This is a genomic window from Pseudonocardia sp. TRM90224 (assembly GCF_021245725.1).
GTDB lineage: Bacteria > Actinomycetota > Actinomycetes > Mycobacteriales > Pseudonocardiaceae > Pseudonocardia.
Window position 1 is genome coordinate 90,594 of sequence record NZ_JAJGSX010000028.1, and the last position, 18,523, is coordinate 109,116.

Sequence of the window (18,523 nt, forward strand, 5' to 3'; positions counted from 1 at the left end):
CGAGGCTGAGATGGCGGCAGGACCGGCCGCTGACCGTTAGCACCTGACCCGGCTCGTACCGGCGTAGGGAGGAAGCCTCGTGATCGGCGTACCCCGGAAGATCCTGATCCTGCTAGCCGCGCTGGCGTTCGTGCTTGCCGGCTGTGGCGGCGGCCAGCCGGCAGGCGGGGGCCCGGCCCCGCAGAAGATCAGGTTCGCGCTCGACTGGACGCCCAACACCAACCACACGGGCCTGTTCGTCGCGCAGCAGGAGGGCTGGTTCCGCGACGCCGGGCTCAACGTCGAGATCGTGCCCTACAGCCAGGCGAGCGCCGACACGCTCGTCTCGGCGGGGTCGGCGGAGTTCGGCATCTCGTTCCAGGACGGCTTCACGTTCTCGAAGGCGGCGGGCGCGGACATCACGTCGGTGATGGCGGTGCTGCAGCACTGGGCGTCGGAGATAGCGGTGCTCGCCGACCGCACCGACATCACCTCCCCGAAGGACCTCGACGGCAAGCTCTACGGCGGCTTCGGCTCGGCGTCGGAGGAGCCGAAGATGCGCTCGGTGATCAGGAATGCCGGGGGAGCGGGCACGTTCCAGAACGTCGTGCTCGACACCGGCGCCTACGAGGCGCTGTACGCGCGTCGGGTCGACTTCACCGAGCCGTTCGTGGCGTGGGAGGGCATCGAGGCGCAGCTGCGCGGCGTGCCGCTCAAGACGTTCGCGTACACCGACTACGGCCTGCCCGATGCGTACAGCGTGATCATCTCGGGCAACAGCACGTGGTTGCAGGCGAACCCGGCAGCGGCGAAGGCGTTCGTCCAGGCGCTGCAGCGGGGCTACCAGCTCGCGGCCGACGACCCCGCCCGTGCCGGGCAGCTGCTGATGGACGCCAATCCCGGCGCGTTCACCGAGCCGGAGCTGGTGAGCCGCAGCCAGCGGCTGCTGAGCGAGAAGTACATGCGGGACGCAGCGGGCAAGGTCGGCACGCAGACGCTGGAGCGCTGGTCGGCCTACTCGGGGTGGCTCGCCGATTCCGGTGTGCTGAGCGGGCCGGACGGCGAGCCGGTCAAGGGGCGGCCCGATTTCGCGACCTGGTTCACCAACGACTACATCACCCCATGAGCAAGGCGGTGGTCGTCAAGCTGTGGCCGGCCACGCTGCTCGTCGCCGCCGGCCTGGTGCTGTGGCAGGTGCTGGTGACGGTCAGCGGGGTGCGGCCGCAGGTGCTGCCCTCGCCGCTGCGGGTGGTCGAGCAGGGGTGGGCGTTCCGGGCGCAGATCTGGACGAACACAATGCCGACCCTGCAGGTCACGGCCGTCGGGTTCGCGGTGTCGCTGGTGCTGGGCTGGACGCTCGCGATCGCGGTCGACTTCTCGCCGTGGCTGCGCAGGGCGCTCACGCCGCTCTTCGTCGCGTCGCAGGCGCTGCCGATCATCGTGATCGCCCCGCTAGTGATCATCTGGTTCGGGTTCGGGCTGCTGCCGAAGGTGCTGGTGATCGCGCTCGTGACGTTCTTCCCGGTGGCCGTCGGGCTGATCGAGGGGTTCGCCGCGACCGACCGGCAGGCGATCAACCTGCTGCGCAGCATGGGCGCGTCGCGGTGGAAGGTGTTCCGGTACGTGCGGCTGCCGGGCGCGATGCCGCGGTTCTTCACCGCGCTGCGCACCGGCATCACCTACGCCGTGACGGGCGCGATCTTCGCGGAGTACGTCGGCGCCACGGCCGGGCTGGGGATCTTCATGAACCAGCAGAAGAGCTCGTTCCGGACGGACCTGGTGCTGGCCGCCGTCCTCGTCACGGTCGTGCTGACGGTCGTGCTGTTCACCCTGACCTACCTGGTGGAGCGGCTCACGATCCCTTGGAGCCGGCATGGCTGAGATCAAGCTGATGGTCGACGGGCTGGTGAAGGCGTTCGGGCCGGAGCTCCCCGTGCTCGACGGGGTCTCGTTCGCGGTCGCGCCGGGGGAGTTCGTCTCGCTGGTCGGGCCGAGCGGGTGCGGCAAGTCGACGCTGTTCAACGTTATCGCCGGGTTGGAACCGCCCGACGGCGGCCGGGTGCTCGTCGAAGGTGACGACGCGACCGGCCGGGTCGACCCGTTTGCGTACATGCCTCAGCAGGACCTGCTGTTCCCGTGGCGAACGGTGATCGACAACGCCGCGCTCGGGCTGGAGGTCGCCGGGGTGCGGCGGCGGGAGGCGCGGGAGCGGGCGGCGGAGCTGTTCGAGCCGTTCGGGCTGGCCGGGTTCGAGCGGGCGCACCCGCGCGAGCTCTCGGGCGGGATGCGCCAGCGGGCGGCGCTGCTGCGCACGGTGGTGCAGGACCGGCCCGTCCTGCTGCTCGACGAGCCGTTCGGCGCGCTCGACTCGCTCACCCGCACCGACATGCAGACCTGGCTCGACGAGGTGCGCGCCCGGTACGACTGGACGGTCCTGATGATCACCCACGACGTCCGGGAGGCGATCTACCTCTCCGACCGGGTCGTCGTGCTGGCGCCGCGCCCGACGTCGGTGCACCGGGAGATCGCCGTCGACCTGCCACGCCCGCGCGACCTCGACATGATCACCTCGGCCCGCTTCGCCGAGCTGGAGGCGGAGCTGCTCGACGCCCTGCGGCGGCGGGGGAGCAACCGGGTCGGCTGACCGAACTTCCCCACCGTTTTGGGTGGATGCGCGCTCGCAGAGCGCGCAAGTGCACAAAACGGTGGGGAACTTCAGCTCACCTTCTTGGCGTCGAGGTCGTAGCCGCCGCCGGGCCACTGCCACTTCCCGCGGTAGCTCGTGCGGTCGGCGCCGAACGTGCCCCGGTAGAAGTTCTCCGAGTCCTTCTCACCGAACCAGATCGTGAAGCCGTCCTCGTCGATCTCGTAGGTGTAGGTGAAGTTGGCGCCGTGGTTGTCCATCAGGTGCGAGCGCAGGGTCTGAGTGTCCTCGTCGAAGCCGATGTACTCGACGGCCTTGATGCGCCGGTCGCCGGGCGTGTGGAAGTCGATGTGGTTGACCAGGAAGAAGCCGCCCTCCATCCACTCGGACGTGCTGGTGCCGGATGCGAGCGGGCCCGAGTCCTCCCAGCTGCCCACCATCCAGTCCAGCGTGCGCAGGGCCGGGTGCGGCGCCTTCGGCAGGTTGGCGGCTGCGGCGTTGTTGTTGTCGGCCATGGTGGTGCGCTCCCTCGTCGACGACGTGCTGACGGCAGCCATCCTCGAATCCGCCGCGCCCCGCGGGCATCCGTGCCGACCACGTGGGCGCCACCTGCCGACCACGTGTCTCCAGGAGGTCGCCAGTTGGGGCTACGCGACGACGGGGTCGGGGTCGCCGCGGGTCGACTCGTGCAGGTCGGCGAGGTCGCCGTAGAGCGCGAGCGTGTCGGGGTGGTGGGGCCCCAGCAGCCGTGACGAGTCGGTGGCCGCGCGTTCCAGCAACGTGATCGCCTGATCACAATTGCCGAGCTGCGCATGGCATTCGGCGGCCGCTGCGCGCAGGCAGATCACGTGGAGGTGCAGCGGTCCGTGCGCCTGCTCGGCGTCGTTCAACGCGGCTTGCAGCAGCGCGGCAGCCGATTCGACGTCGCCGTTCTCGGCCCGGGCGAGCGCCATTCCCAGCCGCGACGTCAACGTGTCCGGATGCGTCGGCCCGAGCACCTGTCGACGTTCGGTGCTGATCCGCCCGGAATGGATCAGCGCCTCCTCCGTGCGGCCGGCGAGGCGGCACGCGGTGGCGAGCGCGTCGCCGGCGGTGAGCGTACGCGGATCGGTCGCGCCGAGCAGCCGGGTGCGGTCGGCGACCGCCGCCTCCAGCTGCGCGATGCCTTCCTCCCACCGCTGCGCCGCGACCAGCGCGACCGCGAGGTTCCCGGCCACGGTGAGCGACCCGGGATCGGCGTGCCCGAGCAGCATCTGGCACTCGATCAGCGTCTCCTCGAACAGCATCGCCGCATGCTCGGGACGGTCGGCAGCCAGGTGCGCCGCCGCCATCGCATTGCGCTCGACGAGCGCGTTCAGCTCCTCCGTCGTGGTCAGGGCGTCGCGGCTGTTGCCGGCCGACCACCACGCCATGTCCGCGCTCCCCCCGCTCGGAATGTGGGAGCCAAAATAGCGAGAACCTGACCGCTCGTCGATGGGTCGTGACCGTTCGCAACGTTCCTTGCGGTGAATGCCCGCGGATTTAACCTGTCATACAGGAATGCTTACGGCAGGTCCGCCGATATGGTTGACGTGTGCGAATGACGCGCAACGCCCGCAAGCACGGCATCGATCCCGGCGATGTGCGCGCCGTCCTGACCGCACCGCTGCAGTCGATCATTCAGGACGATCTTGTGCTGCACATCGGGTTGAACCGCCACCGCGATCTCCTCGAGGTCGTCGTTGCGCCCGGCGACCCGGTGACCGTGGTGCACGCGATGCGGCTGCGCCCGGCCAACTACCCGCTGTTGCGCGCAGGTTCCTAGGACCGGGTGCGCAGGTTCGTCGAGGCGCGGACGACGAGCTCCGGGTCGAACACGACCTGGCGGTGGACGTGCTCTGCCGTGCCGCGCGACTCTTCGAGCAGCAGCTCCGCCGCGGTGCGGCCGAGCAGGTGCCGGGGCTGGCTCACGGAGGTGAGCGGCACGGCGGCGGCCTCGGCGTAGACGATGTCGTCGTACCCGACGATCGCGAGGTCGTCGGGCACCCGCAGGCCGAGCCGCACCATCTGCTGCAGCAGCCCGACCGCGAGCAGGTCGTTCGCGCAGAACGCCGCCGTCGGGCGGCGCGACGTCGGCAGCCCGGCGATCCGCTCACCGGCGCGACGGCCCTCCGCGACGTTGAGCGCGGCCGTCTCCAGCACGGTCAGCGGCTCGGTCCCGGCCCGCGCGATGGCCTGCTTCGCGCCCTCGATGCGGTCGGCGACCTGCCGGATCGACGGCGGCCCGCCGACGAACGCGATCCGCTCGTGCCCCGTCTCCAGCAGGTGGGTGGCGGCGAGGCTACCGCCGAGCACGTCGTCGACGGTCACCGAGCAGCGCTCGGGGCCGCCGCCGTGGTCGACGAGCACCACCGGGGTGCCGCGCGCGGCGAGCCGGGAGACGACCGCCAGGTCGTTGCCGACCGGGGTGATCAGCACGCCCTCGACCCGCTGCTGCTCCAGCAGGTCGAGGTAGAACGACTCGCGGACGCCGTCCTCGCCGCTGTTGCAGAGGTACAGGGCGAGCCCGGCGGCGTGCGCTGCCTCCTCGATGCCCGTGGCGACGTCGGTGAAGAACGGGTTGGCGGTGTCGAGCACGACATAGGCGAGCGTGCGGCTGCCACCTCCGCGCAGCTGGCGAGCCGGCTCGTTGCGGACGAAGCCCAGCGCGTCGATCGCCGACAGGACGCGCATCCGGTTGCGCTCGCTGACCAGCTCGGGCCGGTTGAGCACGTTCGACACGGTGCCGAGCGAAACACCTGCGCGGGCCGCGACGTCCTTCATGCTCGGCGCTCCAGGTACGGACACCGGCCTCCCTCCCTCGCTGGTGGATCGCCGCTGAACATCACCGCTGAAACGTCACCGGTCAGGGCGTCCTGGCTGGTCGGCGAGCCAGGTCGGCACAGGGTAGCGCTGCGCGTGCGCATGCCGTACAGAGTGGTGTGATGCGTATTGACGCACGGGAAAGCCGGGCCCTACTGTCGCCAGCGAACGTCCTTGAAACGTTTCATCAGCTGGCGGAGGCACAGTGACCCGGCCACGGCCAACCCCCATCCGCTTCGAGCACGCGGCCGATGGTTTCGGCATCGGAGTTGCCGAACCACGACTGTCCTGGACGGTCCCGGACGCCCCGGACGGCGCGGTCGCGACGTCATATGAGCTGGAGCTGGCCCGCGACGGGGTCGACGGGCCTGGGGAGACGGTGACCGTCGCCGGCCCGGATCAGGTGCTCGTCCCGTGGCCGTTCGCGCCGCTGGCCTCGCGGGCCGCCGGCGCCGTGCGGGTGCGGGTCACAGGCGGCGAGTGGATCTCCGAGTGGAGCGAGCCGGCCCGTTTCGAGACGACGCTGCTCGACCCGGCCGAGTGGACGTCCCGGTTCATCTCGCCGAGCGCGATCGGCGGGATCGGCGACCCGGCACCGGTCCTGCACGGCTCCGTGACGTTGCCGGGCGGCATCGTGGCGGCACGGCTGCACGTGACCGCGCACGGCTTGCACGTCACGTCGATCAACGGGCGGCGGGTCGGCGACGAGCACCTCGCGCCGGGCTGGACGTCCTACCCGAACCGGCTCGCGTTCCGCACCCACGACGTCACAGCGCTGGTCGCGGAGGGCACGAACACGATCGACGTGCTGCTGGGCAACGGCTGGTTCCGCGGCAGGCTCGGGTTCACCGGCCTGCGCGCCCGCTACGGCGACCGGCTCGCCGCGCTGGCGCAGCTGGAGGTCACCCACGCCGACGGCACCGTCACGACGTACGGCACGGGCCCCGACTGGAGCGCGTCGCCGAGCGGCGTGCTCGCCGACGACCTCTACGACGGCCAGATCACCGACCTGCGCCTGCGCGACGACGCGCCCCGCGACACCGTCGAGGTGGTCGCGGCCGAGCCGGCCGTGCTGTCCAGATTGGTCGCGCCGGAGGACCCACCGGTCCGCACGGTCGCGGTGGTGCCCGCGGTCGCCGTGACCTGCTCGCCCTCGGGCAAGCAGCTGGTCGACTTCGGCGAGAACGTCGTCGGGTGGGTGCGCCTGCGGGTGCGCGGGACATCGGGGCAGACCGTCACGATCCGCCACGCCGAGGTGCTCGAGCACGGCGAGCTCGGGGTGCGGCCGCTGCGCGGAGCCAAGGCCACCGACACCTACGTGCTGGCGGGCACCGGCGAGGAGGTGCTGGAGCCGTCGCTGACGTTCCACGGGTTCCGCTACGCCGAGGTCGATGGCATCGAGATCGACGTGGCGGCCGCCGAGGCCGTCGTGATCAGCTCGGACCTGCGCCGGACCGGTGAGTTCGGCTGCTCCGAGCCCGACGTGGAGACGCTGCACGCCAACGTCGAGCGCAGCATGCGCGGGAACTTCCTGACCGTGCCCACCGACTGTCCGCAGCGCGAGGAGCGGCTGGGCTGGACCGGCGACATCCAGGTGTTCGCGCCGACCGCGTCGTTCATCGGCGACGCCGCGGGCTTCCTGCGCGCGTGGCTGCGCGACCTCGCCGCCGAGCAGTTCGAGGACGGCTCGGTGCCGTTCGTGGTGCCCGACGTGCTGCACAACGCCGGCCCGGCCGCCGCGGCGTGGGGCGACGCCGCGACCGTCGTGCCCTGGACGCTCTACGAGCGCTACGGCGACGCGAAGGTGCTGGCCGAGCAGTACCCGAGCATGCGCGCGTGGGTGGACCGGCAGGCCGCGCTGGCCACCCCCGACGGGCTGTGGGCGGGTGGTTTCCAGTTCGGCGACTGGCTCGATCCCGCAGCGCCGCCGGACGACCCGTTCGCCGCGAAGGTCGACGCCGACATCGTCGCCACCGCGCACCTCGCGCGCTCCGCCGGCATCGTCGCGGCGACGGCCGAGGTGCTGGGGAAGGCCGACGACGCGCGCGAGTACACCGCGCTCGCCGCGCGGGCGCGGGCCGCGTTCGCGGACGAGTACGTCAGCCCGGCCGGGCGGATCGTCGGCGACGCGCCGACCGCGTACGCGATGGCGCTGGTCTGGGACCTGCTCTCCGACGAGCGGCAGCGCACCGGTGCCGGTCGCCGGCTCGCCGACCTGGTCAGAGCCGGCGGCTTCCGCGTGGCGACCGGCTTCGTCGGGACACCGCTGATCACCGACGCGCTGACGATCATCGGTGAACCGGAGCTCGCCTACCGGCTGCTGCTGGAGCGCGGCTGCCCGTCGTGGCTGTACCCGGTGTCGATGGGCGCGACGACCATCTGGGAGCGCTGGGACAGCATGCTCCCCGACGGCACGATCAACCCCGGCGAGATGACGTCGTTCAACCACTACGCGCTCGGCGCGGTCGCCGACTGGTTGCACCGCGTCGTCGCCGGGCTCGCGCCGGCTGCGCCGGGCTACCGGGAGGTGCTGGTGCGGCCGCTGCCGGGCGGCGGGCTGACGCACGCGTCGGCGCGGCTCGACACGCCCTACGGCCGCACGTCGGTCGCGTGGCGGCGGGCGTCCGGGCGGTTCGTGCTCGACGTCGAGGTGCCGTTCGGCGCCTCCGCCGCGGTCCACGTCCCGGGCATCGACGAGCCGCAACGGGTCGGGCCGGGCACGCACCACTGGGACGTCGCGGAGCAGGCGACGCCGCAAAGGCGGCTCGACACCGTCCGCGACCTGCTGGACGACCGGGCGGCGTGGGCCGACATCGTGGCGGCCGCCGCGGAGCTCGACATCGCCGACGACGCCGCGGTGCTCGCGGGCAAGCTGGGCCGCTACCTCGACCACCCCGTCGACGCGCTGCCGGAGGCACTCGTCATCGGCTTCCTGCCCGAAGCCGGCGAGGCGCACCCGCGGCTGCGGAAGATCATCGCCCACCACCGGGAAACGGAGCGAGCATGACCGACGCTGCAGCTGCGCTGCGCGCGCAACGGATCGAGACCCCGTCGTGGGCCTACGCCAACTCGGGCACGCGGTTCAAGGTGTTCGCGCAGGCCGGCGTGCCGCGCACGCCACAGGAGAAGATCGCCGACGCGGGCGTGGTGCACCGGCTGACCGGGGTGGCGCCGACCGTCGCGCTGCACATCCCGTGGGACAAGGTCGACGACTACGCCGCGCTGGCCGCGCACGCCGCCGAGCAGGGTGTGGGTATCGGGGCGATCAACTCCAACGTCTTCCAGGACGACGACTACAAGCTCGGCAGCGTCACCAACCCGGACCCGCGGGTGCGCCGCAAGGCGACCGACCACCTGCTGGAATGCGTCGACATCATGGACGCGACCGGCTCGCGCGACCTCAAGCTGTGGTTCTCCGACGGCACCAACTACCCGGGGCAGGACTCGATCCGGGCCAGGCAGGACCGGCTCGCCGAGGCGCTCGCCGAGGTCTACGCGCGGCTGGGCGACGACCAGCGGATGCTGCTGGAGTACAAGCTGTTCGAGCCGGCGTTCTACACCACCGACGTGCCGGACTGGGGCACCGCGTTCGCGCACTGCATCGAGCTCGGCCCGAAGGCGCAGGTGTGCATCGACACCGGCCACCACGCGCCGGGCACCAACATCGAGTTCATCGTGGCGTTCCTGCTGCGCGCTGGGAAGCTGGGCGCGTTCGACTTCAACTCCCGCTTCTACGCCGACGACGACCTCATGGTCGGCGCGGCCGACCCGTTCCAGCTGTTCCGGATCATGTTCGAGATCGTCGCCGCCGACGCGCTGGGCGAGGCGGCCGGGATCGCGTTCATGCTCGACCAGTGCCACAACATCGAGGCCAAGATCCCCGCGATCATCCGGTCGGTGCTCAACGTGCAGGAGGCGACGGCCAAGGCGCTCATCGTCGACGCCGCCGCGCTGGCCGCCGCGCAGCGCGCCGGTGACGTGCTCGGCGCCAATGCCGTGCTGATGGACGCGTTCTCCACCGACGTGCGCCCGATGCTGCGCGACCTGCGCGCGGACATGGGGATCGACCCCGACCCGGTGGCGGCCTACCACCGGTCGGGCTACCAGAAGCAGATCGAGGCCGACCGGGTGGGCGGCGAGCAGGCAGGCTGGGGGGCGTGACGGTGAACTCCCCGGTGCGCGAGCTGATCACGCGCAGCAACAGGCTCGGTGCCGACCCGACGACGACCAACTACGCCGGTGGCAACACCTCGGCGAAGGGCACCGCGCCCGACCCCGCCACCGGCGCCGACGTGCAGTTGATGTGGGTGAAGGGCTCCGGTGGCGACCTCGGCACGCTCACCGAGCAGGGCCTCGCGGTGCTGCGGCTCGACCGGCTGCGCGGGCTCGCGGACGTCTACCCCGGCGTCGAGCGCGAGGACGAGATGGTCGCCGCGTTCGACTACTGCCTGCACGGGCGCGGCGGCGCGGCACCGTCGATCGACACGGCGATGCACGGGCTCGTCGAGGCGCCGCACGTCGACCACCTGCACCCCGACGCCGGCATCGCGATCGCCACGGCGGCCGACGGGGAGGCGCTCACCAAGGAGATCTTCGGCGGCCGCGTGGCGTGGGTGCCGTGGCGGCGGCCCGGGTTCCAGCTGGGGCTCGACATCGCGGCGGTCGCGGCGGCGAACCCGGGCGCGATCGGCGTGATCCTCGGCGGGCACGGCATCACCGCGTGGGGCGCGACGAGCGAGGAGTGCGAGCGGAACTCACGCACGATCATCGAGACCGCGCAGCGCTACATCGACGCGAAGGGTGTCGCCGAGCCGTTCGGGCCGGTGCGCGAGGGCTTCGCGGCCTTGCCGGACGGGGAGCGGCACGCACGGGCGGCCGCGCTCGCGCCCGTCGTGCGCGGGCTGGCGTCGACCGACCGGAGGCAGGTCGGGCACTTCACCGACACGCCCCTGGTGCTGGACTTCCTCGCCCGTGAGAAATTGGGCGCGCTCGCCGAGCTGGGCACGTCCTGCCCCGATCACTTCCTGCGGACGAAGGTCGCGCCGATGGTGCTCGACCTGCCGCCGACGGCCCCGCTCGACGAGGTTGTCGCCCGGCTGCGCACGCTGCACGCGGAATACCGCGAGTCGTACGCGGCCTACTACGAGCGGCACGCGACGCCCGACTCGCCCGCGATGCGCGGCGCCGACCCGGCGATCGTGCTGGTGCCCGGGGTCGGGATGTTCAGCTTCGGCGCGAACAAGCAGACCGCGCGGGTGGCGGGCGAGTTCTACGTCAACGCGATCAACGTGATGCGCGGGGCCGAGGCGGTGTCGACGTACGCGCCGATCCCGGAGTCGGAGAAGTTCCGCATCGAGTACTGGGCGTTGGAGGAGGCAAAGCTCGCGCGGTTGCCGAAACCGAAGGCGCTGGCCGGGCGGGTGGCGCTGGTGACCGGCGGTGGGTCGGGCATCGGGCGGGCGATCGCGGGGCGGCTCGCGGCCGAAGGTGCGTGTGTGGTGGTCGCCGACCGCGACGGTCCGGCGGCCGCCGCCGTCGCGTCTGAGCTGGGCGGCAACGACGTCGCCGTGCCGGTGACGGTGGACGTGACCTCGGCCGACGCGATCGCGGCCGCGTTCGACGCCGCGGTGCTCGCGTTCGGCGGGGTCGACCTGGTCGTCAACAACGCCGGGCTCTCGATCTCCAAACCGCTGCTGGAGACGACCGAGGCCGACTGGGACGTCCAGCACGACGTGATGGCGCGCGGGTCGTTCCTGGTCTCGCGGTCGGCGGCGCGGGCGATGATCGCGCAGGGGATCGGCGGCGACATCGTCTACATCGCCAGCAAGAACGGGGTGTTCGCCGGCCCGAACAACGTCGCGTACGGGGCGGCGAAGGCCGACCAGGCCCACCAGGTGCGGCTGCTCGCGGCCGAGCTGGGGGAGCACGGGATCCGCGTCAACGGCGTGAACCCCGACGGCGTGGTGCGCGGCTCCGGGATCTTCGCGGGCGGGTGGGGCGCGCAGCGCGCCGCCGTCTACGGGGTGCCGGAGGAGGAGCTGGGCGCCTTCTACGCGCAGCGCACGCTCCTCAAGAAGGAGGTGCTGCCCGAGCACGTCGCGGCCGCGGTGTTCACCCTGACCGCCGGCGACCTCGCGCACACCACGGGCCTGCACATCCCCGTCGACGCCGGGGTGGCCGCCGCCTTCCTCCGCTAGCACGCGAGTCGCGCATCCCAGAGCGGTGAGTCGCCACATTCAGCACGGTGAGTCGACACCTCCGGCCCGGTGAGTCGACACCTCCGGCACGGTGAGTCGACACTTTCGGCCCGGTGAGTCGACACTTTTGGCACGGTGAGTCGTCACTTTTGACACGGTGAGTCGACACCTCCGGCATGGCGAGTCGCCCGAAACTGGCCGCGTCGGCGTGCCGGAACGCGCGACTCACCGTGCCCAAAGTGGCGACTCACCGTGCTAGAAGTGGCGACTCACCTACCGAAATGTGGGACTCGCCCGTCGGAACGTGGGACTCGCGTCTTACGGGGTGGTGGGGAGGTCGAGGCGGCCGGCGTGGATCGTCTGGTTGGAGGGGCGGAGGGTGGTGGCGTCGGCGGGGGGTTCGCCGGTGCCGGTGTTGCGGGCCCAGCGCGGGTGCGAGCCGCCCGCGACGAGCAGCCGCATGCGGTGGCCCGGCTGGAACCGGTGGGCGCACGGCCCGAGCTGGATCCGGACGGTCCGTCGCTCCCCCGCGGGATGTGCGGGGTCGAGCCGCAGCAGCGCGTCGCTGACGTTGCGGGATCGGCCGCTCACGTCGACGTCGCAGAGCCGCACGAACACGTCGGCGTAGGGGTTGTCGGTGCTGTGCTCCAGCTCGACGACCGGCGTGCCGATCACCTCGACGGCGGTGGCGAGCGGCTCGGTCGTGAACGCCACCACGTCGGGCCGGGCCTCCAGGGGTTTGTTGTCGCGCACGCCGGCTCCGCGGGCGAGCAGCGGCCCGCCGACGGTCGGGGTGGGGTCGGCCGGGTCGTAGTGGAACTGCGCCAGCGGCCCGGTCGCGTCAGCCGGCGCCGCCGTGCCCAGCGCGTGGTGGGGCCGCAGCCACCTGCTGGACGTCAGGGTCTCCGGCGGCCACGACGGCAGGTTGCGCCACTCCCCGGCGCCGGTGACGTGGATCCGCACCGGCGTCGGCCGGGTGCGCCCGGTCGCGCCTGCGAGGTGCTCGTCGAACCAGCCGAGGGTCTCGCGGGCCAGCATGCCGGCCGCCTTGGTCGCCGTGTCGATGTGCACCCACGGCCCGACCGTCATGGCGACGTCGACGCCGCGCTCGTGCAGGGTCGTGTACTGCTGCAACGTCTGCCGGATGAAGATGTCCTGCCAGCCGCCGACGAGCAGCACCGGCACGTCGGCCTTGTCCAGGGGCGCCCGCCGGGCCGTCCAGTACGGGTCGGCGAGCTCGGGGTGCGCGACCCACTCGCGGTACCAGGGCGCCTTGCCCTCCAGCGCCAGCTCGGCCGCACTGCCCAGCGGCAGCCCCGCGTACGCCGCGGTGAGCCGCTTGTTGCCGGCCATCGCCTGCAGCAGCCGGGTCGAGGTGCTCATCCCCTTCTGGTGGCTGATCAGGTCGGCCCAGGCGAGGAAGTCGTTCAGCGTGAACGCGCCGCTGCCGTAGACGACGTCGGCGAAGTCGTGCGGCCCGACGACCACGACCGCGGCGCGCAGCTCCGGCGGCGGGTCGGCCATGAGCGCCCACTGCGTCCAACCGAGGTACGACGGACCGAGCGTGGCGAACCGGCCGTCGAACCACGGCTGTTCCCGCAGCCAGCCGACGGTGTCAGCGGCGTCTTCGGCATCGGCGGCCATGGGATCGAACTCGCCCCCGGAGTCGAACGTGCCGCGGCAGCTCTGCACGACGACGTGGTAGCCGCGTGCCGCCAGCATCCGGCCCGACGTCAGGTTGGTCGGCCCGGCGAGCCCGTACGGCGTGCGGATCAGGACCGTGCCGAGCGGGTGTGCGGTCTCCGGCGCGTAGTGGTGGGCGGCGAGCACCACCCCGTCGCGCATAGGCACCCGCTCGTCGGCGCGGGTGTACTCGGTCCGCGCCGCCGGTAACTTCAGCAAGCGGGTCATCAAGCGGTCGACGGCGCGGCCGGCGCCGGTCGGCGGCGTCGGGGTGATCGGGAGGGTGCTCATCCCGCAATCGAGCCACCTCGCGCGCCGGCCGTCAAGATCGCTGGTCAGGGGGTGCGCGTTCGCCCGTTCGGGGCATCTCGTACGGTCAACGCACCGCGGCGAGGAGGGGGACGCCGGGTCGGACCGGTCGCTGCGGCGAGCCGGGCGGCGGCGTGTTCCTCCGAGCCGCCCGATGACGACCACGACGACGACCACGACGATGGAGCGCCGCCCCGATCCCCAGCCGGCGCGGGCGCCCCCGAGGAGAACCCATGCGCCTTGCCAACCTCGCGATCCCGTTCGCCGGGCTCGCGGTCACAGCGCTCTCGGTCACTGCGCTCTCCGCGTGCGGCGCGGCGGTGAGCGGTGCGCCCGCCGCGGCCCCGCCCACCTGCGGTCAGCTGCCCGCGCACACCGTCGCGACGATCTCGATCATCACCGAGTTCAGCCAGGACCCGAAGAAGCTGGCCGCCGGCGGCGACGCCACGCTGGAGCGGATCAACAAGGCGAAGGCCGACCTCGAGGCCGACCTCGCGACCGTGCCGCCCGCCGCCTCGCCGCTGATCGTGACGATGGCGAAGACGCTCAAGCAGCTCCACGACGGCATCGACCAGGGCAAGAAGGTCGACCTCGACCTGAAGGCGTTCCGCGAGGCCGGCTCGAAGGTCACCGAGGTGTGCAAGTAGACGCTTCCCCCTGGGCGTTCCCTCTCGTACGGTCGACATACGGTCAGTGCTGACCGGATGGAGATGGAGGGCGCATGGACGATCACGGCGAGCTCGTCGACAAGACCGCCAGGCAACTGGTGGAGGCACACGACCCGCGCACCACCCCCCACCGCGAGCTGCTCGGCGCGATCTTCGACGCCGGGTTGGCATGGGTGCACTTCCCGGTCGGGCTCGGCGGGCTCGCGGTCTCCCGCGGCCTGCAGGCCCGTGCCGACGCGATCCTCCAGGGTGCCGGCGCGCCCAACCCGTTCGCGCTGAACCCCATCGGCCACGGCATGGCCGCGCCCACCGTCCTGGAGCACGGATCGCCCGAGCTCGCCGCCGAGCTGCTGCGCCCGCTCGCGAGCACCGAGCACATCTGGTGCCAGCTGTTCTCCGAGCCCGGCGCCGGCTCCGACCTCGCGGGGCTCGCGACGTCGGCCGTCCGCGACGGGGACGAGTGGGTGGTCAACGGGCAGAAGGTGTGGACGAGCCTTGCCCACCGCGCCCGCTACGCGCTGCTGCTCGCCCGCACCGACCCCGACCAGCCCAAGCACAAGGGGCTGACCTACTTCGTCCTCGACATGCAGGCGCCGGGCGTCGAGACCAGGCCGCTGCGGCAGATGACGGGCCAGGCCGAGTTCAACGAGGTGTACCTCTCCGACGCGCGCATCCCCGACCGGCTCCGGCTCGGCGCCGTCGGCAACGGGTGGCGGGTCGCGATGACCACGCTCATGAACGAGCGCTCCGCGATCGGCGGGACGTCGTCGGTCCGCGGCGCCGGAGCCGTCGCCGATGCCGTCGAGCTGTGGGCCAGGCGCCCCGACCTGCACACCCCCGCGCTGCGCGACGCGCTCGCCGACCTGTGGACGCGGGCGGAGGCGCAACGGCTCACCGACGAGCGGGCGCGCCGCGCGGCCGGCTCCGGATCGCCGGGCCCGGAAGGCTCGATCGCGAAGCTGGTGACCGCCGAGCTCAACCAGGACGTCTACGAGTTCTGCATGGAGCTCCTCGGGCCGGAGGCGACGCTCTACGGCGACTACACCCAACGCGACATCCAGCGCTTCGAGGAGTACCGCGGGCCCGTGCAGCAGCGGTTCCTGCGCTCGCGCGCCAACACCATCGAGGGCGGCACGTCCGAGGTGCTGCGCAACATCCTCGGCGAGCGTGTGCTCGGGCTGCCGGGCGACCTGCGTGCCGACACGGGCAAGGCGTGGAAGGAGATCCCGCGTGGCTGAGTACCTGTTCACCGAGGAACAGCAGGACCTCCGCCGCGGCATCCGCCAGTTCTGCGCGGAGCACGCGTCCGAGCAGGCGGTGCGGACGCTCATGGAGTCCGACACCGGGTACGACCCCGCGGTGTGGGCGCGACTGGGTGGCGAGCTGGGTGTGCTCGGCCTCGCGGTGCCCGAGTCGATGGGCGGCGCGGGTGGCGGTCTCGTCGACCAGGCCGTCGTTGCGGAGGAGTTCGGCGCGGCGCTGCTGCCGGGGCCGGTGTTCGGGACCGTCGGGCTCGCCATCCCTGCGCTCGTGGCCCTGGGCGGCGACGAGCAGGGTGGCGACGAGCTGCTGTCGGATCTCGTCGAGGGCCGGCGGACGGCCGGGTTCGCCGTGCCCGACCGCGGCGGGCGGTTCGACCCGGCGCTGGTCACGGTGACGGCCTCCGGCGGCGCGCTGACCGGCGAGCTCGCGCAGGTCGTCGACGGCAGCGCGGACGTGCTGCTGGTGGCCGCCTGCGACGGTGCGGAGATCGGCCTCTACGCCACCGACGCCGGCACCCGCACCCCGCTCTCGACGTTGGACAGCACCCGCCGGCAGTCCCATGTGCGGTTCGACGGCACCCCGGCGCGGCTGCTGGCGAGCGGTGCGGCGGCCGCCGATGCGATCACCAGCGCCTTCCACACCGGCGCGGCGCTGCTGGCCGCCGAGCAGGTGGGCGGCGCGCAGCGGCTGCTCGACACGACCGTCGCCTACGCGGGCACGCGGCTGCAGTTCGGCCGGCCGATCGGCTCGTTCCAGGCCGTCAAGCACACGTGCGCGGACATGCTGGTGCTGGTCGAGCACGCCCGCTCGGTCGCCTACCACGCGGCGTGGGCGCTGCAGGACGGATCCGACGACCCGGGCCTCGCGGTGAGCGTCGCGCAGGCCGTGTGCTCGCACGCGTACCAGCGCGTCGCGACCGACACCGTCCAGATGCTCGGCGGCATCGGGTTCACCTGGGAACACCCCGCGCACCTCTACCTCAAGCGTGCCATGACCGACGCCGCGCTGCTGGGGAGCGCGGCGGCGCACCGCGAGCACGTCGCGGCGCTCGTGCTCGACACGGCGACGTCGAACGGGGTGCTGGCGGTGGCTGCGGGCTAGCCGCCCGGGCGTCTCTCCCGCCTCCGGCGGGAGGGCAGCAAAGCCACTTTCCGGCCCTCACAGGGCAGGAAAGTGGCTTTCCTGCCCTCCCCACCAGCACATCGGGGGCCCGAGAATCCGGTTCGTTATGTCGGTCTCGGGCGTTACCGTCGTCTTGTGCTTCCAGTCGGGTGCGGCACGGGTCTCGAGGGCGTCACCGTCGGTTTCGGCGACGGCCCCGCGGTGCTGCGCGACGTCACGCTGCTCGCAGGGCCGGGTGAGGTGCTCGCGGTGGTCGGCCCGTCCGGCTGTGGAAAGACGACGGCGCTGCGGGCGGTCGCGGGGCTGCAGGCCGTCCGGGCGGGCACGGTGCGGGTCGGCGGCCGCGACGTCACGCGGATCCCGACGCCGCACCGCAACGTCGCGATGGTGTTCCAGGAGACGGCGCTGATCCCGTTCCTCGACGTCGCGACGAACATGGCGACGGCGTCGGCGACGAAGGTCTCGCCCGACGTCGCGTCGCGGGTGGTGGAGCGCGGGCGGCGGCTGGGCATCGGGCGGCTCATGTCGCGGATGCCGCGCACGCTCTCCCCTGGGGAGTCGGGGCTCGCCGGGGTCGGCCGGGCGCTGGTGCGCAAGCCGGAGGTGTTCCTCTTCGACGAGCCGCTGGCGCACCTCGACGCCGGGCACCGCATCCGCACGCGCCGCACGATCGTCGAGTTCGTGAAGCGCACCGGCGTGGCCGCGATCTACGTCACGCACGACCAGGCGGAGGCGATGGCGGTCGCCGACCGGCTCGCCGTGCTCCGCGAGGGTGCCGTGGTGCAGGTCGGGGCGCCGCGAGCGGTGTACTCCCGCCCGGTCGACACGTTCGTCGCCGGGTTCGTCGGCAGCCCGGAGATCGGCATGCTCCCGGCGACCGTGGTGATCACCGAGACGGGCGCGGGGTTCCGCGTGGGCGGGCGCACGGTCCCGCTGTGGGACGTCGTGCCCGAGGGGGTGGGCGACGGGCAGCCGGTGCTGCTGGGTCTGCGCCCCGAGGACGTCAGCGAGGCCGTGAGCGGCGCCGATCCCGCCGCGGTCGCGATCCCGGCGGTCGTGCAGAGCGTCGAGCGGATCGGTCGCACCGCCGTCATCCGCGCGGCCGTCGCCGTGCCCGGCGAGGGTGATGGCGCGGTGCTCACCGCCCGCATGGATGCCGCGTCGAGCGTCGAGCGCGGCCAGCGCGTCGAGCTGGCGGTCGACGGCCGCCGCGCCCACGTGTTCGACCCGGTCAGCGGTGTGGCGATCGCGCACCCGTCAGCCTGAGCGCACCCGCTCGAACGCGGCCAAGGCCTCGTCGTTGAAGAGCACGAAGCGGGCTTCCCGCACGTCCGTCGGCGTCGCGGCAACGGTGGAGATCGCGATCCGCGCGGCATCGTCCATCGGCCAGCCGTAGATGCCCGCCGAGACCGCGGGGAACGCGACGGTCGCCGCACCCAGCTCGTCCGCGACCCGCAGCGACTCGCGGTAGCAGGAGGCGAGCAGCGCGGAGCGGTCCTCGCGCTGGGTGAAGACGGGCCCGACGGTGTGGATCACCCAGCGGGCGGGCAGGTCACCGGCGGTCGTGGCGACCGCCTGCCCGGTGGGGAGCCCGTCGGGGTAGCGGGTGGCGCGCAGCTCGCGGCACTCGGCGAGGATCGTGGGCCCGCCGCGCCGGTGGATGGCGCCGTCCACGCCGCCGCCGCCGAGCAGGCTCGAGTTGGCCGCGTTGACGACGGCGTCGACGTCGGCCTCGGTGATGTCGCCCCGCACGAGCACGATGTCGGTCACCCGCTCATCCTCTCTGGTGCGAGCGTTCGCCGCCGGGCAACCTGCCC

General features: G+C 72.5%; 16 protein-coding genes. 11 read left to right on the forward strand and 5 right to left on the reverse strand.

The window, feature by feature from the left end; all coding sequences use genetic code 11:
* Nucleotides 1-79 precede the first annotated feature (79 nt).
* From LL648_RS30025 to LL648_RS30035, 3 genes are read left to right on the forward strand one after another with little or no spacing between them, the layout of a single operon-like run.
* The gene (locus tag LL648_RS30025; RefSeq protein WP_232666134.1) at nt 80-1,105 is read left to right on the forward strand and encodes an ABC transporter substrate-binding protein; all 1,026 of its coding nucleotides are present in this window, start codon (nt 80-82) and stop codon (nt 1,103-1,105) included.
* A complete protein-coding gene (locus LL648_RS30030) occupies nt 1,102-1,860 on the forward strand; it encodes an ABC transporter permease (protein WP_232666135.1) in 759 nt (252 codons plus the stop codon). Before LL648_RS30025 ends, LL648_RS30030 begins: the two co-directional genes overlap by 4 nt.
* Nucleotides 1,853-2,623, forward strand: coding sequence for an ABC transporter ATP-binding protein (locus tag LL648_RS30035; protein WP_232666136.1), 771 nt, complete (start codon nt 1,853-1,855; stop codon nt 2,621-2,623). Before LL648_RS30030 ends, LL648_RS30035 begins: the two co-directional genes overlap by 8 nt.
* A gap of 71 nt (nt 2,624-2,694) precedes the next feature.
* Here LL648_RS30035 and LL648_RS30040 read toward each other — a convergent pair whose 3' ends face one another.
* Nucleotides 2,695-3,180, reverse strand: a complete 486-nt coding sequence (locus LL648_RS30040; protein ID WP_232666137.1) for a hypothetical protein — start codon at nt 3,178-3,180, stop codon at nt 2,695-2,697.
* Between the two features lie 90 nt (nt 3,181-3,270).
* The gene (locus LL648_RS30045; protein ID WP_232666138.1) at nt 3,271-4,035 is read right to left on the reverse strand and encodes a tetratricopeptide repeat protein; all 765 of its coding nucleotides are present in this window, start codon (nt 4,033-4,035) and stop codon (nt 3,271-3,273) included.
* Nucleotides 4,036-4,196: 161 nt separating this feature from the next.
* Here LL648_RS30045 and LL648_RS30050 point away from each other — a divergent pair, with 161 nt between their 5' ends.
* Nucleotides 4,197-4,427 (forward strand): hypothetical protein, encoded by a 231-nt coding sequence (locus tag LL648_RS30050; protein ID WP_232666139.1) that lies wholly within the window; start codon nt 4,197-4,199, stop codon nt 4,425-4,427.
* On the opposite strand, the gene LL648_RS30055 is transcribed toward LL648_RS30050, so the two are convergent.
* Nucleotides 4,424-5,425, reverse strand: a complete 1,002-nt coding sequence (locus LL648_RS30055; RefSeq protein WP_232666168.1) for a LacI family DNA-binding transcriptional regulator — start codon at nt 5,423-5,425, stop codon at nt 4,424-4,426. The two genes, LL648_RS30050 and LL648_RS30055, sit on opposite strands and share 4 nt — an antisense overlap.
* Before the next feature lie 244 nt (nt 5,426-5,669).
* Here LL648_RS30055 and LL648_RS30060 point away from each other — a divergent pair, with 244 nt between their 5' ends.
* Genes LL648_RS30060 through LL648_RS30070 form a run of 3 tightly spaced genes read left to right on the forward strand, consistent with a single transcriptional unit; the run spans nt 5,670 to nt 11,661 of the window.
* Nucleotides 5,670-8,471 carry a family 78 glycoside hydrolase catalytic domain gene (locus LL648_RS30060; protein ID WP_232666140.1) on the forward strand — a complete coding sequence of 934 codons (2,802 nt, stop codon included), beginning with the start codon at nt 5,670-5,672 and terminating at the stop codon, nt 8,469-8,471.
* Complete coding sequence (gene rhaI, locus LL648_RS30065) at nt 8,468-9,625, forward strand: L-rhamnose isomerase (protein WP_232666141.1); 1,158 nt, start codon at nt 8,468-8,470, stop codon at nt 9,623-9,625. The genes LL648_RS30060 and rhaI overlap by 4 nt, the downstream gene beginning before the upstream one ends.
* Nucleotides 9,613-11,661 (forward strand): bifunctional aldolase/short-chain dehydrogenase, encoded by a 2,049-nt coding sequence (locus tag LL648_RS30070; protein WP_255686819.1) that lies wholly within the window; start codon nt 9,613-9,615, stop codon nt 11,659-11,661. Before rhaI ends, LL648_RS30070 begins: the two co-directional genes overlap by 13 nt.
* Nucleotides 11,662-11,979: 318 nt before the next feature.
* On the opposite strand, the gene LL648_RS30075 is transcribed toward LL648_RS30070, so the two are convergent.
* Complete coding sequence (locus tag LL648_RS30075) at nt 11,980-13,635, reverse strand: CocE/NonD family hydrolase (protein ID WP_232666142.1); 1,656 nt, start codon at nt 13,633-13,635, stop codon at nt 11,980-11,982.
* 251 nt (nt 13,636-13,886) lie between these two features.
* Here LL648_RS30075 and LL648_RS30080 point away from each other — a divergent pair, with 251 nt between their 5' ends.
* The 4 genes from LL648_RS30080 (at nt 13,887) to LL648_RS30095 (ending at nt 17,972) form a co-directional block, all read left to right on the forward strand.
* Nucleotides 13,887-14,300, forward strand: coding sequence for a hypothetical protein (locus tag LL648_RS30080; protein ID WP_232666143.1), 414 nt, complete (start codon nt 13,887-13,889; stop codon nt 14,298-14,300).
* Nucleotides 14,301-14,374: 74 nt separating this feature from the next.
* Nucleotides 14,375-15,559 carry an acyl-CoA dehydrogenase family protein gene (locus LL648_RS30085; RefSeq protein ID WP_232666144.1) on the forward strand — a complete coding sequence of 395 codons (1,185 nt, stop codon included), beginning with the start codon at nt 14,375-14,377 and terminating at the stop codon, nt 15,557-15,559.
* Complete coding sequence (locus tag LL648_RS30090) at nt 15,552-16,685, forward strand: acyl-CoA dehydrogenase family protein (protein WP_232666145.1); 1,134 nt, start codon at nt 15,552-15,554, stop codon at nt 16,683-16,685. The genes LL648_RS30085 and LL648_RS30090 overlap by 8 nt, the downstream gene beginning before the upstream one ends.
* A gap of 156 nt (nt 16,686-16,841) precedes the next feature.
* A complete protein-coding gene (locus LL648_RS30095) occupies nt 16,842-17,972 on the forward strand; it encodes an ABC transporter ATP-binding protein (protein ID WP_232666146.1) in 1,131 nt (376 codons plus the stop codon).
* Here LL648_RS30095 and LL648_RS30100 read toward each other — a convergent pair.
* Complete coding sequence (locus LL648_RS30100; protein WP_232666147.1) at nt 17,964-18,476, reverse strand: O-acetyl-ADP-ribose deacetylase; 513 nt, start codon at nt 18,474-18,476, stop codon at nt 17,964-17,966. The genes LL648_RS30095 and LL648_RS30100 overlap by 9 nt on opposite strands.
* Between the last annotated feature and the right edge of the window lie 47 nt (nt 18,477-18,523).